The 16,123-nt window shown below is 63.0% G+C and carries 13 protein-coding genes; 2 read left to right on the forward strand and 11 right to left on the reverse strand.

Annotated elements, in window-relative coordinates; genetic code table 11:
* Positions 1 to 7 precede the first annotated feature (7 nt).
* The 3 genes from ACZ881_RS19000 to tdh all read right to left on the reverse strand — a co-directional run bounded on the left by ACZ881_RS19000 (position 8) and on the right by tdh (position 3,643).
* Entirely contained in the window at positions 8 to 1,105 is a 1,098-nt protein-coding gene (locus ACZ881_RS19000; protein WP_476117596.1) for an NAD(P)/FAD-dependent oxidoreductase, read from the reverse strand.
* Positions 1,106 to 1,358: 253 nt separating this feature from the next.
* Complete coding sequence (locus ACZ881_RS19005) at positions 1,359 to 2,552, reverse strand: glycine C-acetyltransferase (protein ID WP_476117597.1); 1,194 nt, start codon at positions 2,550 to 2,552, stop codon at positions 1,359 to 1,361.
* Between the two features lie 44 nt (positions 2,553 to 2,596).
* Entirely contained in the window at positions 2,597 to 3,643 is a 1,047-nt protein-coding gene (gene tdh, locus ACZ881_RS19010; protein WP_476117598.1) for an L-threonine 3-dehydrogenase, read from the reverse strand.
* Positions 3,644 to 3,751: 108 nt separating this feature from the next.
* Between tdh and ACZ881_RS19015 the strand changes: the two genes are divergently transcribed.
* Complete coding sequence (locus ACZ881_RS19015; RefSeq protein WP_429331629.1) at positions 3,752 to 4,687, forward strand: LysR family transcriptional regulator; 936 nt, start codon at positions 3,752 to 3,754, stop codon at positions 4,685 to 4,687.
* Between the two features lie 56 nt (positions 4,688 to 4,743).
* On the opposite strand, the gene ACZ881_RS19020 is transcribed toward ACZ881_RS19015, so the two are convergent.
* The 5 genes from ACZ881_RS19020 to ACZ881_RS19040 all read right to left on the reverse strand — a co-directional run bounded on the left by ACZ881_RS19020 (position 4,744) and on the right by ACZ881_RS19040 (position 10,781).
* Complete coding sequence (locus tag ACZ881_RS19020) at positions 4,744 to 5,937, reverse strand: Gfo/Idh/MocA family protein (RefSeq protein WP_476117599.1); 1,194 nt, start codon at positions 5,935 to 5,937, stop codon at positions 4,744 to 4,746.
* Between the two features lie 17 nt (positions 5,938 to 5,954).
* Complete coding sequence (locus tag ACZ881_RS19025; RefSeq protein ID WP_476117600.1) at positions 5,955 to 6,998, reverse strand: LacI family DNA-binding transcriptional regulator; 1,044 nt, start codon at positions 6,996 to 6,998, stop codon at positions 5,955 to 5,957.
* Between the two features lie 55 nt (positions 6,999 to 7,053).
* Complete coding sequence (locus ACZ881_RS19030) at positions 7,054 to 8,712, reverse strand: type 2 periplasmic-binding domain-containing protein (protein ID WP_476117601.1); 1,659 nt, start codon at positions 8,710 to 8,712, stop codon at positions 7,054 to 7,056.
* Between the two features lie 68 nt (positions 8,713 to 8,780).
* On the reverse strand, positions 8,781 to 9,704 hold the full coding sequence (locus tag ACZ881_RS19035) for a carbohydrate ABC transporter permease (RefSeq protein WP_091466299.1): 924 nt from the start codon (positions 9,702 to 9,704) through the stop codon (positions 8,781 to 8,783).
* A gap of 42 nt (positions 9,705 to 9,746) precedes the next feature.
* The gene (locus tag ACZ881_RS19040; RefSeq protein WP_091466297.1) at positions 9,747 to 10,781 is read right to left on the reverse strand and encodes an ABC transporter permease; all 1,035 of its coding nucleotides are present in this window, start codon (positions 10,779 to 10,781) and stop codon (positions 9,747 to 9,749) included.
* Positions 10,782 to 11,381: 600 nt separating this feature from the next.
* On the opposite strand from ACZ881_RS19040, the gene ACZ881_RS19045 reads away from it, so the two are divergent.
* Positions 11,382 to 12,398: a formylglycine-generating enzyme family protein gene (locus ACZ881_RS19045; RefSeq protein WP_476117635.1), complete on the forward strand. Its 1,017-nt coding sequence runs from the start codon at positions 11,382 to 11,384 to the stop codon at positions 12,396 to 12,398.
* On the opposite strand, the gene ACZ881_RS19050 is transcribed toward ACZ881_RS19045, so the two are convergent.
* From ACZ881_RS19050 to gatA, 3 genes are all read right to left on the reverse strand, one after another.
* Positions 12,395 to 12,955, reverse strand: a complete 561-nt coding sequence (locus ACZ881_RS19050; protein WP_476117602.1) for a DUF5666 domain-containing protein — start codon at positions 12,953 to 12,955, stop codon at positions 12,395 to 12,397. The genes ACZ881_RS19045 and ACZ881_RS19050 overlap by 4 nt on opposite strands.
* Positions 12,956 to 13,061: 106 nt before the next feature.
* Entirely contained in the window at positions 13,062 to 14,570 is a 1,509-nt protein-coding gene (gene gatB / locus ACZ881_RS19055; protein WP_089594286.1) for an Asp-tRNA(Asn)/Glu-tRNA(Gln) amidotransferase subunit GatB, read from the reverse strand.
* Entirely contained in the window at positions 14,570 to 16,123 is a 1,554-nt protein-coding gene (gene gatA, locus ACZ881_RS19060) for an Asp-tRNA(Asn)/Glu-tRNA(Gln) amidotransferase subunit GatA (protein WP_178996480.1), read from the reverse strand. Before gatA ends, gatB begins: the two co-directional genes overlap by 1 nt.

Below are 16,123 nucleotides of genomic sequence, written 5' to 3' on the forward strand. Positions count from 1 at the left end.
CTATTGTTCAGCGTCGGATGGACCAGCGTACGGCCGCAAGCTGCTCCGCTGTCCGGGATTCCGGACTGTCCTCCTTCACCTCGCCGAGGATCAGTGCTGCGGCCAGCCCGGCAATGGCGGAGGATGTTTGGAAACCGTAGCCCCCTTGACCGGCGAGCCAGAAGAAACCTGGCGCTTCGGCGTCGAAACCCACTACCGGGATTCCGTCTGCCGCTTCTGTCCTGAGGCCCGTCCAGGCACGGTCCACGGAGCGGATTCCAAGGGAAGTGACCGTGTTGAGTTTGGCGATCAATGTCTCCACGTCCCCGGCGTAGGGTTTGGCGTCCTCGGCTCCGCTGGGCACGGTTTCCGACGGCGAAATCAACACCTGGTTGCCCTCAGCGCGGAAGTAGAACGAGTTATCAGCGGCACACACCATGGGCGTTTCCGGCGTCAGTGGATTCTCAACGTTCACAATCGCCGCAGTCCGGCGGTACGGCTGCAGTCCCAGCTTTTCCACACCGCTGATGACAGCCAACTCGTCCGCCCAGGCACCCGCTGCGTTAACCACGACGCCGGACTGGAAACCCTCCGTACCCGCGCCCAGCTGCCAGCCGCTCCCCAGCCGCTGCGCTGAGTGCACTTTGGCCCCGGTGATGATGTCCACGCCCGCAGATTCCGCCGTTTGCCGGTGCTCCTCGAGAAGCAGGGGCGCGTTGCAGCCGAAAGATCCGTTATCCAGTCCTGCTGCTGTGAAGGATGCGGGCTTCAGTGCCGGGCACAGCTTCATCGCCTCGTCGTGGGTAATGGTGTGCATATTGCCGCTGGCCTCGGCCTTTACCGTTTCTTCGTCGCCCACCAGCATGAAGCCACGGGGTGTGAGGATAGGCGTTGTTGCCTCTGCGTCCCGGGCGGCAAGCATTTCGAGGGTGTGGATGGTCAGATCCTGGACCACCGCCGGACCGTAGCTGGGGATCAGTTGCCGGGCAGAGCGGGAAGAAGTGTGGAAAGCCAGGGACTGCTCAGCCTCGACAAGGGCTACAGTGCACTTGCCTGCCAGCGCCGCAGCCAACGAGAGTCCGCCAATGCCGCCGCCAACGATTACCACGTCATAGTTCGAAGCCATGGCTCCATCCTGACAGACCGGACGCTCTCTCACATCCCAAGCCCTTCAGCCGAAGGCTCACTCACTTTCGTCAAGAAAGTGAGAGACGGTCCGCCCCAAACCCTAGGGACGTGAGAGAAGGTCCGCCCCAAACCCGCGGGACGTGAGAGACGGTCCGCCCCAAACCCGCGGGACGTGAGAGACGGTCCGCCCCAAACCCGCGGGATGTGAGAGACGGTCCGCCCCAAACCCGCGGGATGTGAGAGAGCGTTGCTTAGGCGACCGCGGCGCGACTCTTGACGAACGCCTGAACGCACGCTTCGACGTCGTCCGCGCTGTGCGCAGCGGAGAGCTGCACGCGGATGCGGGCCACACCCTTCGGCACCACAGGGAAGCTGAAGGCCGTGACGAAAACGCCGTTGTTGAGCATTTCGTCGGCAATCTTTGCAGCAACCACGGCATCGCCGAACATCACGGGGATGATGGCGTGTTCGCCCTCGAGGAGTTCGAAGCCTTCTTCGCTCATGCGGCGACGGAACAGCGCTGCGTTCTCGAACAGGCGGGTACGGAGTTCGCCGGACTCCTGCACGAGTTCGATCGCTTTGATGGTCGCCGCAACGATGGCCGGGGCAAGCGAGTTGGAGAACAGGTACGGGCGCGCCTTTTGGCGGAGCATCGCCACGATTTCGCCGCGGCCGGAAACGTAACCACCCGAGGCGCCGCCGAGAGCCTTGCCGAAGGTGCCGGTGTAGATGTCTACGCGCTCGGAAACGCCGGCGTGCTCAGGGGTGCCGGCGCCGGTTTCGCCCATGAAGCCGACGGCGTGGGAGTCGTCCACCATGACCAAGGCGTCGTGCTTCTCGGCGAGGTCGCAGATGGCCTCAAGCGGAGCGAGGTACCCGTCCATGGAGAAGACGCCGTCCGTGACGATGATCTTCCGGCGGGAGCCCTCGGCCTCAACCAGTTTGGCTTCGAGGTCTGCCATGTCCTGGTTGGCGTAGCGGAAGCGCTTGGCCTTGCTTAGGCGGATGCCGTCGATGATGGACGCGTGGTTCAGGGAGTCGGAGATGATGGCGTCTTCAGGACCGAAGAGGGACTCGAACACGCCACCGTTGGCGTCGAAGCAGCTGGAGAAGAGGATGGTGTCCTCGGTCCCCAGGAACTTGGAGACGCGGTTCTCAAGCTCCAGGTGAAGGTCCTGGGTTCCGCAAATGAAGCGCACGGACGCCATACCGAAGCCGCGCTCGTCCATCGCTGACTTGGCGGCGGCGATGATGTCCGGGTGGTCGGCCAGGCCCAGGTAGTTGTTGGCGCAGAAGTTCAGGACCTTGTTGGCCGGCTCGCCGAGCTGGCCCGCTGCGATGTGGCTGGCCTGCGGGGAATCGATGTGGCGTTCTGTCTTGAAGAGTCCGGCGCTGCGGATCTCGTCCAGTTCGCCCTGCAGTTGGTCTTTGATGGCTGAGTACATGGTGCTCCTAAAGTCTTTGGGGATCCGTTGGCAGTGCGTTCCGGTTACAGTTCGGTCCAGTCGAGGACCACTTTGCCGCCGGTTCCGTTGCGGGCAATTTCGAAGCCCTTTTCCCAGTCGGCTGCGGACAGTTTGTCTGTGACGACGGCGGAGATGCTGCGGTGCAGCACGGGGTTGGAGGACAGCATGGCGCTCATGGCGTACCAGGTCTCGAACATTTCACGGCCGTAGATGCCCTTAAGCGTGAGCATGTGGGTCACTACTTTGCCCCAATCAATGTCGATGGACTGGCTGGGTAGGCCAAGCATGGCGATGCGGCCGCCGTGGTTCATGTTGTCGATCATCTCAGGCAGTGCCGTGGGGTGTCCCGACATTTCCAGTCCGATGTCGAAGCCTTCGCGCATGCCCAGTTCCTGCTGCGCTTCGCGAACGCGCATCTTTGAAACGTCGACTGCAAGGTCCACGCCCATCTGGCGGGCCAGCTCCAGGCGCGGTGCGGACACGTCCGTAATCGCGATCTTGCGGGCACCTGCGTGGCGGGCGACGGCGATGGCCATCAGTCCGATGGGCCCGGCACCGGTGATGAGCACGTCTTCGCCGACCAGCGGGAAGCTCAGTGCGGTGTGGACGGCATTGCCGAAGGGGTCGAAGATGGCGCCAAGTTCAGGGGTAACTGACTCGTCGTGGTGGACCCAGACATTGGTTTCCGGGATGACGACGTATTCAGCAAAGGCACCGTCGCGCTGCACGCCGACGGAGACGGTGTGGATGCACATTTGGCGACGTCCAGCACGGCAGTTGCGGCAGATTCCGCACACCACGTGGCCTTCGCCGGAGACCTTGTCCCCTACCTTGACGTCACGGACATCCTCACCGATTTCCACTACTTCGCCATAGAACTCGTGGCCGGCTATGAGAGGCGTTTCGATGATGCCCTGCGCCCAGGCGTCCCAGCTCTGGATGTGGAGGTCGGTGCCGCAGATACCGGTGGTCATCACACGGATCTTGACGTCGCTGGGGCCCGCTTGGGGCTCTGGACGATCGACGAGTTCGAACCCTGCGTGGGGTCCGGATTTGTAGAGAGCCTTCATGGAATTCCTCACTGCCGGGGCTGCTTCACTGCTGCTGAATCCATTAGAGCCCCGGCGCATGATTTAGCACAACTAGAATCTTCTCAATCAACGATTTAGTATTTGCTAATGGAAATTCATCAGTTGCAGATGCTTCGCGAACTCGGAGACCTGGGAAGCGTGAAGGCTGTCGCTGAGACTTTGATGGTGACTCCGTCGGCAGTTTCACAACAGCTCGCACTGCTACAGAAATCTGTGGACGTGCCGTTGACGCGCAAAGAAGGCCGGGCTCTGGTGCTCACGGATGCAGGCCGCGTCCTGGCAGAGGCGGGTGCCGCCGTCGTGAACGCCATGGCAGACGCGCGGGCCGCGATCGGCGCCTATCACGACGCTCCGGACGCGCCGGTGAGCGTCAGCGCTTTTCACAGCGCGGGGCAGGCGCTGTTTGCGCCTTTGGCGGCACTGTTGGCGTCCGACGGCGGGAAGTCGCCTCGCCTGCGCCTGTCCGATGAGGATGTGGCCCAGGAGGATTTCCCGGGGTTGGCCGCACGGTACGACCTCGTTTTGGCTCACCGCATGGACAACAGCCCGTCCTGGCCGGAAGACAAGGTAGCGGTGATTCCACTCGCCGATGAGCCTCTGGACGTTGCGCTCCCCGCGGATCACCCGCTGGCATCCCGGCGCGAACTGGAGCCGTCCGACGTCGTGGGTGAATCCTGGGTGACCAGCCGCGACGGCTACTCCCCTGCAGACGTCCTTGCCGCCGTCGTTGCAGTTAGCGGACGACCGGCCGAGGTGCTGCACCGCATTAACGACTATTCGACGGTGGCCGCGCTGGTGTCTGCCGGTGGCGCGATCGGGCTGTTGCCGCGGTTCACGGCACGCCGTGTGTTGGACGCCGGAGTGCTGCTGCGTCCGCTGTCGGGAGTGAATTCCGTTCGCAAGATCGACATCCTGGCCCGGCCGGAGACACTGAAGCGAAAATCGGTCATGACGGTTTGCGAGTCACTTCAAACCGTCATGACCGAGCTTGTCGAACTATCGAGCCCCCGCTCGCCCAACTAGGTAGCAGCACATGCCGTTATGAGTGCTGAGAACGGCCTCATCTGCGACCTACTTGCTCAGTCGCGGACCAGGGCGGGCTGGCCGGCGTCGAAATACTCCACCAGTTCGGCCGGCAGCTCCGGTACCTCGCGGGCCGAGCCGTCACCGCGTAGGGATTCTGCCGCGAGGATGCCGGCCACTACAGCCTGTCGCGCTGCAATCGGGCTTGTCTGGGTCTGGCCGCCGTCGGAGGCAAAGCGCAGGAATTCCTCGATCAACCGGGGATCGGCACCGCCGTGGCCACCCTCGCCGTCCTGAATGGTGATGACCTCGTCCGGCGCCGCATAGCCGGACGTCCGGCTGGTCCACACGTTGATGGTTTCCCCCGGTCCATCGCCAAGGTTCTCGATCCGGCCCTTGGTGCCGATGACGGTGTAGTTCCGCCAGTAGTCCGGCGTGAAGTGGCACTGCTGGTAGCTGGCCAGGACGCCGTTATCCAGCACCATATTCATCATGGAAATGTCCTCGACGTCGATCACTTCCGCCAGGTCCTTCTGCTCGGTGGGAGGCCAGTTGTCCATGGAGAACCAGTCCCCCATGCGCTTGCCGGCGTTGTTGCTGCGGTTGGCCACGTCGCCGTAGACCGCAAGATCTCCGACGGCGGCAACCCGCTTGGTGTATCCGCCGGCCAGCCAGTGGATCACGTCGATGTCGTGGGCACCTTTTTGGAGGAGAAGGGACGTGACGTTGGCGCGCTGGGCGTGCCAGTCCTTGAAGTAGTAATCTCCCCCGTGCCCCACAAAGTGGCGGCACCAGACAGCTTTGACGTCGCCGATCCTGCCGTCCTCGATCAGTTGGCGCATCTGGACCACCACGGGCATGTGGCGCATGTTGTGGCCCACGTACAAACGCGTCCCGGACTCGTAGGCCGTCTTCAGGATCAGGTCCGCAGCCTCCACTGTGATGTCCAGTGGCTTTTCACAGAAGGTGGGGATACCCGCCTTGAGCGTTCGGACAGCGACGGCGGCGTGCTGGTTATCGGGGGTCAGGACCAGGACGGCGTCGATCCCGCTGCTCAGCAGCTCCTCAAGATCCCCTGTGACGCGGGCCGACGGGATGCGTTCAGCGGCGTCTGCCCGGCCACGTTCACTGAGGTCACAAACAACAGTGACCTCGGAGCCTTGGCCCGGCTTGTGGGCGTGCTTCCACAGCCCTGAACGCAGGCCGAAACCCACGATGCCGACCTTCAAATCCTTTTCCATAATGTGCAATTTCCTTCTGCTGATTCCTAGTAAAGCTTGGTTGCAGCGCTGCGGTGCGGCGCCGATTCTCGCACGAACAAGTGCCAGGGGAAGTCGAGGACGCCGGGTGACTCCGGCGCGGGGTGACCTGTTGCCCGCCGTAGGAGCAGACGGGCGAGTTTGTCGAAGAAGTCAACAGGGCCCACGGTGCTCAGTGACGGTGACATCCGTTCGCCCTCCACGGTGTTGCCCACACCGATGATGTCCACGTCGGTGCCCACGGCGAGGCCCAGGCGCTGGGCTGCGTTGATGGCACTTACTGCTGCGTAGTCCGTGGTGGCATAGATGGCGGTGGGACGGTCCGGCAGGCTCAACAGTCGCGTTGCCGCCGCGTACGCCCCCGCGCTGGTGCCGTCGAACAGGCCCACGTAGTCGTCCCGTTCCTGGATCTTCGCCGCGGCCAAGGCATCCGAGTAGGCCCGGTACCTGGTCCCGCCAGAGGTGCCCGCTGCCGTTGCCGGGGTCAGGCAGGCAACCCTCCGGTGGCCGTGGAGCAGATGCTCCACGGCCATGCGGCAGCCGGGTCCGGCGATGGAACGGATGACATCGAAGCCGTCCGCTTGTACCTCTTCGTCAAAGACCACCAGCGTGGTGCCGTGCTCGGCGAGCTTGCGCAGGGCGTCCCGCTGGTCAGGACGGACCGCATCCACGAACACAGCATCGGCATTATGAGTACCCAGAACTTTGACCCAATCGGCGTCGCCCAGGATCATCGGTGTGACGCCCTGCGGGACTGCCGCCTTCTGAACAGCCTCAATGACGGACAACGACCACGGATCGGACAGCATGGTCAATGACAGGATCACTGTATTCGTGCGTCCCGTCCGGATGGCCCGGGCCGCCTGGTTGGGGCGGTAGCCAAGCCGCTCCGCAGCGGCCTTGACCTTTTCCGCCGTCGGATCCGACACTCCTGGTCCGCCATCACCGCGGCGGCCCGACAACACGTAGGAAACCGTGGCCGTGGAGACGCCCGCCAGTTCGGCCACCATGCGGATGGTCGGCCTGACTCCTGTGCTGCCCGCTTTTGCCATGGTTCCCCCTGCTGTGTTCTTCGTATCTGCGTGTTGGTTCGTTGTTGGTTTGAGGCTAGCTCCTGAATACCGGCGCGTTGGGGTCCAACGCGGCCTGGTATTCATCGCGCATCTTGTCGCCGCCTTCGCTCTTCCAGCGCTTGACCGCGTCCTTGAGTTCGTCGATCTTGGCGCGGCCGGTAATGATGTCCACTACCTTGTCGCGCAGCTGCTTCGTGATCTTGGCGCCCACCTTGGCGTTGGTGTCCGAGTAGGAACCGTTGGTGGGGTTGCGCCACGCGAACTCAAGCAGCTTTTCTTCCTGCTGGCTGACGTATCGTGTGTCGTCGTCGAAACCCGGATTGAAGATGACGTTCTCCGGGCTGGACATGATGTTCAACGCCGAAACCAGGCCGGGCGCATTGGTGGTGCCTGTTTCGGTGCGCGCCGGGTTGCCCGCGGCGTCGATGGTGTAGTCCTGGCCCAGCTCGCCGAAGTTCTTCTGCATATACTCCACCGTGCCGAACGGCGCCGACAGGTAGTTGATCAGCGCCAGCAGCTCGCGGATCTTGCCCTCTTCAGCCTTCTTGAACGGGGTGAAGCCCACGGTTCCGTAGCCCATGTCGTAGACGGGCTTGACCTTGCCGTCTGCACTGAATGGAATCAGGATGTCGAACTGGGCGTCTTTGTTCAGGGCACGGTAGCTGCGGATGTCGTGCGGCCCCACCACCACCTGGGCTGCCACGCTGCCGTTGGCGACGCGCGACCGGATATCCGTCGCTTTGGAGTCAGGGTAGAAGACTCCCGCTGCGAACATCTTGGCGGTGAACTCGACGCCGGCCATGTATTCGTCGGTTTCGTACAGGTGGGTGAGGGTGCGGTCCTTATTGACGGCCCAGCTGTTCGGGGCACCAAACCATTCAGTGACCATGTGGAGGGCGTTGATGTACGCGGGTTCCAGCGCGTACTTCTGGTCGCCCGGACGGGTCAGTTCCTTGGCTTTTTCCAAAAATTCTTCGGCACTGGCCGCTTCGAAGCCACCCACCTGGGCCCACATATCGTGGTTGCCAAGGTACACCTGACCGAACGGGGTGCTGGGGATGGGAGCTCCCCAAATCTTGCCGTTCACGACGGCGGTCTTCCAGGAATCGGGCTTAAGTGCGGCCAGGTTGGGGTACTCAAGGACAGCGTCACCGGAGAGATACGGCGTCAGGTCCTGGAACTTGGCTTCGAGCATCGGACCGACGTTGGGGATGCCCTGGTTCGGCGGAACCCACATCATGTCCGGAAGATCGTTGCTGGCCAGGACAGTGGCGAACTTGGCCGGGTACCCGTCTCCGATGTCTTCGGCGATTTGCAGCTCCAGGTCGCCGCCGAGCTTGGCATTGAGGCGCTGCCAGAAGGGATTGTCCTTCAGGCCCGGGCTCATGGTGTCGAAGGTTTCGGTCAGGCCGGTGACCTTGCCCTTGAGCGGCGGCGTCTTGACGGACTGCACAGCAGTGGGCAGTTTGAAGTAGCCGGCCTGGAGGCCCTTGGCGTTGCCGGCGATGTCCGGGGTGACGCCGGTGAATTCCTTGTACGTTGGCAGCTTGACCGACGCGGAGGCAGCGGCGCCTCCGTTGCTCGCGGCTCCGCCACCACCGCAGGCGGACAAACCTGCAGCGGTCACGGCCAGGCCGGCAAGGCCAAGGAAACCGCGGCGGCTGAATCCAGCCTGAGAGGTAGTGCTCGTCATGGCATAACCCTTTCTGGTTACTTGCTTCATTTCTGAGGATTTTGAGTTTCGGTCATTGAGGAGCTGTATCAGCCCTTGACGGCGCCTGTGATGACGCCTTTGGCAAAGTGCTTTTGGAGGAACGGGTAGACCATCAGGATCGGGACGAGTGCCACCACCACGACGGCCATCTGGATGGACTGCGGCGGCGGAGTGGTGGTGATTCCCAACTGGTCCGCTGCACCACTGCCCTGGACCACGAAGTTGCGGAGCAGCAACTGGATGGGCCACTTGCTGTGATCGTTGATGTAGAGCAGGGCGTTGAAGAACGAGTTCCAGAACCCGACCGCGTAAAACAGTCCGACGACGGCGATCACGGCTTTGGACAGCGGCATCACAATTCGCCACAGGATTTGCCAGTCGTTGGCGCCGTCGATCCTGGCACTTTCGATCAGTTCGCCCGGGATGTTCATGAAGAACGAACGCATCACCACAAAGTTGAAGGCCCCGAAGATTCCCGGGAGGATCAGCGACCACAACGAATCCAGCAGACCGAGTTGGCGGATCATCAGGAATGACGGAATCAGGCCTGGCGCAAACAGGAGCGTGAACAAGACTGCGAGGATCACCGGTCGGCCAAAGAGAACCGTACGGCTGGTGGCGTAGGCCATGGTGATGGTCACGAACAGCGCCAGGATGGTGCCGACGGCTGTGACCAGCATGCTGACCCCGAGTGATTGCAACACCATGGGGCCTTTGAAAATGGTGGCGTAGGCCTCCAGGGTGGGACGTTCGGGCCAGAGCACGAACCCGCCGGCCTCCACGAGTTGTTCGGTGTCAGCGAGGGAGGTTGAGACCACCAGCAGAATGGGCGTCAGGATGGACAAGCTGAAGACAATCAGGACTACCGCTTTGACCGTTTGATACAGGGCGGAAGGCTTTTCCTTCCACACGGGGCGCTTGGGGTTGTAGCTAAGCTCCCGGGGTTTCTTGGTGAAAAGTGTTGTTGCCATGGGGTTCTCCTTGTGCGACAGGCGCGCGGGTCAGCGTGGCTTTCAGCGCACTTGTTTTGCGAAGATTCCGTCTTCGCCGAAGCGGTGGGCAAGTTTGTTGGCGCCGTAGATCAGCAGCGCGCTGACTACGCCCTTGGCCAGGCCGGCGGCCGCGCCCGAGCTCCAGCCGCCTCCTACCACGCCGGTGTAGTAGGTGAAGGTGTCCAGTACTTCCGCGGCTCCGGCTCCCACGGCGTCCCGCTGCAGGATGAACTGTTCAAATCCGACGGAAAGAATGTCGCCGATGCGAAGGATGAGGAGGAGGACGATCACGGGCCTGAGGCCGGGCAGGGTGATGTGCCACATCCTGCGCCATCGTCCCGCACCGTCAGCCGCTGCAGCTTCGTAGAGCGAAGCATCAATGCTGGCCAACGCAGCGAGGAAGATGATCATGGCCCAGCCGGCGTCTTTCCAGATCATCTGGACCACCACCATCACCGGGAACGTCTCCGGGTTGGTCATGAAGGGAATTGGCTCCATGCCCCAGTCCCGGAGCAGGTTGTTGACGAAGCCTGCACCGCCCAGCATTTGCTGGAAGAACGCGATCACCAACACCCAGGACAAGAAATGCGGCAAGTAGGCGATGCTTTGGAAGATCCGCCGAACCCGGGTGCTGATCAGTGAATCCACAATCAGCGCCAATACCAGCGGCACGGGGAACAGGAAGACCAGCTGCCAGGCGGCGAGGTACAAGGTGTTCCAGAAGGCGTGAACGAAGTCCGGATTACCGAAAAGGTCTACGAAGTTCTGCCAGCCGACCCACAGGCTGTCACCGATGCCCAGATAGGGCTGGTAGTCCTGGAACGCTATGACGTTGCCGAGGATCGGTATGTAGAAGAAGAGCAATAGGAAGGCCACACCCGGGAGCATCATGAGCAGCATCTGCTTGTCGCGTCGCAGGCGCGATCGGAAACTCTGCTGCGGGACCTTGCTCCTCTTCCGCTTCTTATGACCGGGTCCGGAGGCGTTTCCGCCTGGCGGACCCGGGACTCGGCGAGCTTCGGGCAATGCCGGAGCCTGTTCCGTCGTCGAGTTCATGCTGTCTCCTCAAGTGCTGAGCCGAAACCACTAATGTGATTTAGACCACGCTCGTTAACCGTTTAACAAACCATAAGTGACTCGCATCGCTTTTTGCAAGATGATGATCGAAACTGACCACAGAAATCACTTTTCATCACTCTGCGCGTGCGGGGCTGCCCGATGCCCGCACCCGTTCCCGCCGATCGCCCCCGTAAGAACGGGCGCGCCCGGCGGAAAACGGCGCGCCACAGGCGTACGGGTGGTGAGCGAGGCGGAAGCGGGCGCGCCGAGCGGCAAGCGGTGCGCGTGCGGAAACGGGGCGCGCCAACCTGGGTACGGTGGTGGCGTGCGCGGGGAGGGGCTGAGTTCGAATCTCGCCCGCACCCGTTCCCGCCGATCGCCTCCGTAAGAACGGGCGCGCCCGGCGGAAAGGGGTGCGCCACAGGCGTATGAGTGGTGCGGACGGCGGCAAGGGGTGCACCACAAGCGTACGAGGATGCGCCTAGCAGCGGGTACGCCTAGCAGCGGGCGCGCTCGCGAGGGGTTGAGCGGGAGCGTGTAGCAGGCAACCGGACCCCGCTAAAGTACTAACAGGTGGAAATCAGACAGAAGGTTGAGATGGCAGATTGCTGTAGCCCCGGCGCCGCCGCCCGGGCGCACTCCGAGCCGGGGCTGGGACTCCCCCTTCGAATGGCCGGCGACCATCCGAAGGCGCGCACCGCCGTCGAACCTTCCGCCGCCGGCGGTGCCTCACATGTAGACGAAGGCGACGATGTCGAGATTCCCGCGGGAACCTTCGCCATGGGCGATCCCTTCAACGAGGGCTACGGCGACGACGGCGAGTCGCCTGTGCACGAAGTGTCCGTCTCAAAATTCAGGATCAGCGCCACCACCGTAACCAATGAAGAGTTCGCCGGGTTCGTCGACGCCACTGGCCACCGCACCGAGTCGGAAACCTACGGAACGTCAGCAGTGTTCCACCTTGCCGTGAAGGCAGATGCACGCGACATCCTCAACAGGGTCAACAACGTCCCGTGGTGGCTCAACGTCCGTGGTGCCGACTGGGCGCACCCGGCCGGACCACTCTCCAGCTGGACAGACATCCCCGACCATCCCGTCACGCATGTTTCGCACAACGATGCCTTGGCGTACTGCCAATGGGCCGGCCGCCGGCTGCCCACGGAAGCCGAGTGGGAATACGCGGCCCGCGGCGGGCTGTCCGGGCAGCGCTACCCCTGGGGCAATGACCTGCACAACGATGCGTCCAACCAAGCCGCTCATAACTGCAATATTTGGCAAGGGGAATTCCCGTCCCGCAACACGATCGACGACGGTTACCTCACCACCGCGCCCGCCAGGTCATTCCGCCCCAACGGCTACGGGCTGTACCAAACCAGCGGAAATGTCTGGGAGTGGTGCAGCGACTGGTTCCTGCCCAAGTACTACAAGACGTGCCTGGCACAAGGAACGGTGGAGAACCCGCAAGGGCCCAGCGTCGGCCGCGGAAAGGTCATGCGCGGTGGCTCCTACCTCTGCCACGACTCGTACTGCAACCGCTACCGCCTCGCAGCGCGGAGCTCAAACACGCCGGACTCTGCCAGTGGCAACCTGGGCTTCAGGACTGTGGCGCTCTAAAACTTGGGGCCGTGGCCGCGCTTTGGTCCGTGACCCTTGACGCCCGCCGGCAGTTCTCCTGACACGATCTTTGTCGCTGTCACGGCGTCGCCGTCCTTGGCGCCGCTGACTCTTACTTTGTCGCCGGCCTTGAGGTCGGCAACGGTGGCGGCAGGCAGCGATGGCCTGCCCCTGCCGTTCCTGAGCTCGGAAAGGTCGGTGGGAACCTGGGTGATCCGTGTATCCGCGGTGATCAAATACCGTTGCGTGAAGCTGTCTTCGCTCTTCACGGTCATTTCGGTGTCGCTCACCGATTCGATGGTTCCGGCTTGCGTCACGACGGTGCGGTAGCTCCCGTCCTGCTGCTTCACCACGTGTTCGCCGTGGATAGCCTGCCCACGGCCTTCTGTGGACTTGGCCTTCCCTGATGCGGAAGAGCCGGGAGAAGTAGAAGAGCTCGACGGCGAAGGGCTGGGTTGGGTGCCCGCCCACACAGCGGCGGCCCCGCCGCCGGTCAGGGCGACAGCGATGCCGCCGGCAAGAAGGCCCTTGCGAAGGCCCGGTTTGAGAGTGGCCATGCATCCATTGTGCGCCCTCTCCACACAAAAGCAGCTCGCAGTTGTGGCTGTTCTGAGCTTTCAAACAACCACAACTGCGAGCTACCTGGGCATCAAACTGCGGGACTTAGCCCTCGACGCCGAGCTTCTCCAGGATGAGTTCGCGGACACGTCCGGCGTCGGCCTGGCCACGGGTGGCCTTCATGACGCCGCCAACAATCGCGCCAATGGCCTGGACCTTGCCACCACGGATCTTCTCCGCCACGTCAGGCTGTGCTGCCAGTGCTGCGTCGATGGCTTCCAGGAGCGGACCGTCGTCGGACACAACCGCGAGGCCGCGCTTCTCGACAATCTCCGCCGGGGTGCCTTCGCCGGCGAGCACGCCGTCCAGGACCTGGGTGGCCATCTTGTTGTTGATCTTGCCGTCTTCAACCAACTTGTTCAGCTCGACGATGACCTGCGGTGTGACACCAAGCTCGGAAGGATCGACGTCGGCAACCTTGGCGCGGCCCACGATCTCGCCCATCCACCACTTGCGGGCGACATCCGCGGACGCACCTGCTGCGATGGTTTCCTCGATGGAGTCCATGACGCCGGCGTTCACAACGTCGCGGAACTCCAGATCCGAGTAGCCCCAAGCTTCCTTGAGGCGCTTGCGGCGCTCGGCCGGCGGCTCGGGAAGGGTGGCGCGAAGTTCCTCTACCCACTCACGGGAGGCAACGACGGGAACCAGGTCCGGCTCCGGGAAGTAGCGGTAATCGTCAGCATCGGACTTGGGCCGGCCCGACGTCGTCGAACGTGTGTCCTCGTGCCAGTGTCGCGTTTCCTGGATGACCGGCTCGCCGGAATCGAGGACGGCAGCGTGGCGCTGGATCTCGTAACGGACGGCGTGCTCGACGGCGCGCAGCGAGTTCACGTTCTTGGTCTCCGAACGGATGCCGAACCGTTCCCGGCCGTGCGGGCGCAGGGAAACGTTGGCGTCGCAACGGACGTTGCCGCGTTCCATCTTGGCGTCGGAAACACCAAGGTTCTTCACGATCTCACGGACTGCGGCGACGTACGCCTTGGCCAGCTCAGGCGCACGGCTACCGGCGCCCTCGATCGGCTTGGTGACGATTTCAACCAGCGGTACACCGGAACGGTTGTAGTCCACCAGTGAGTAGTCGGCACCCTGGATACGGCCCGCAGCACCACCCATGTGGGTCAGCTTGCCGGCGTCCTCTTCCATGTGGGCGCGCTCGATCTCCACGCGGAAGACCGTGCCGTCCTCAAGCTCGATGTCGAGGTAACCGTCGTAGGCAATCGGTTCGTCGTACTGCGAGGTCTGGAAGTTCTTGGGGGTGTCCGGGTAGAAGTAGTTCTTCCGGGCGAAGCGGCAGGACTCGGCGATCTTGCAGTTAAGGGCAAGGCCGATCTTGATGGAGGACTCCACGGCCGTCTTGTTCACCACGGGCAGGACGCCGGGCATGCCCAGGTCAACCTCATTGACGTTGGTGTTCGGCTCGTCGCCAAAGACGTTCGGTGCGGAGGAGAACATCTTGGTCTTGGTGTTGAGCTCCACGTGGACCTCGAACCCCAGGACAGGATCGTACTTCTCCATAGCCTCTTCGAAGCTCAGGGTTGCATCGACGGACATTAGTTGGAACCTCCGGCGGTGGTTGTGGCAGAACCAAGAACAGGCGCCTGCGCAAGCATCGGGCCGCCCCACTTCTCTTCAAGGATGGATTCGAGGACAGCACCCACACGGTACAGACGGGCATCCTGGCGGGCAGGAGCCAGCAGCTGGATGCCGACGGGCAGGCCGTCTTCGTCAGCCAGGCCGCCCGGCAGGGACAGGCCCGGGATACCAGCAAGGTTGGCCGGGATGGTGGCGACGTCGTTCAGGTACATCGCCAGCGGATCGTCCAGCTTCTCCCCCAGCTTGAACGCCGTAGTGGGCGCCGTCGGGGAGATCAGGACGTCGGCCTTCGCGAAGGCGGCGTCGAAGTCGCGCTGGATCAGCGTCCGGACCTTCTGTGCCGAGCCGTAGTAAGCGTCGTAGTAGCCGGCGCTCAACGCGTAGGTCCCCAGGATGATGCGTCGCTTCACTTCGTCGCCGAAGCCGGCAGCACGGGTAGCACCCATGACGCGCTCGATGGTCATGGGACCATCCTTGGGCAGCACGCGCATGCCGAAGCGGACGCCGTCGAACTTGGCCAGGTTGCTGGACACCTCGGACGGCATGATCAGGTAGTAAGCGCCCAGGGCGTACTTCAGGTTGGGGCAGGAAACCTCGACGATTTCAGCGCCGGCATCCTTCAGCAGCTGGAGGGACTCGTTGAAACGGTTCTCGACGCCGGCCTGGTAGCCCTCGCCGTGGAGTTCCTTGACGATGCCGATCTTCATGCCGGCAACGTTGCCCACGCGCGCGGCAGCAACAAGATCGTTGAACGGATCGGTCAGCGACGTGGAGTCAAAGGGGTCGTGGCCGCCAATGACTTCCTGCAGCAGCGCCGAGTCCAAGACCGTACGGGAAACCGGGCCGATCTGGTCCAACGACGACGCCATGGCAATGGCACCGTAACGGGAAACAGCACCGTACGTCGGCTTCACGCCAACGGTTCCGGTGACGGCACCCGGCTGGCGGATCGAGCCACCGGTATCGGTACCGAGCGCCAGCGGCGCTTCGAAAGCGGCGACGGCGGCAGCAGAACCGCCGCCCGAACCGCCGGGAATCCGGTCCAGATCCCACGGGTTGCGGGTGGGGCCGTACGCCGAGTGCTCCGTGGAGGAACCCATGGCGAATTCGTCCAGGTTGGTCTTACCCAGGATGGGCATCTTAGCCGCGCGCAGCTTCTTCACCACGGTAGCGTCGTACGGGCTGTGCCAGCCCTCAAGGATCTTCGAACCAGCCGTGGTGGGCTGGCCGATCGTGACAATAAGGTCCTTCACTGCGATCGGCACACCAGCGAGGGCATGCAGCTCCTCTGCAGCGGAACCACCGGCGGCGCGGGCAGCGTCAACCTCGGCGGCAACGGCCAAAGCCTCTTCAGTATTGACGTGCAGGAAGGCGTTAACCTGACCATCGACGTCGGCAATGCGGTCAAGATGCGCCTGCGTCACCTCGACGGCGGTCACCTCACGGGCGGCCAGCTTCGCAGCGAGATCGGCAGCGGAGTGGTGGATGAGTTCGTTCTTCAGCTCAGTCAT

This window comes from Paenarthrobacter sp. TE3676 (genome assembly GCF_056279165.1).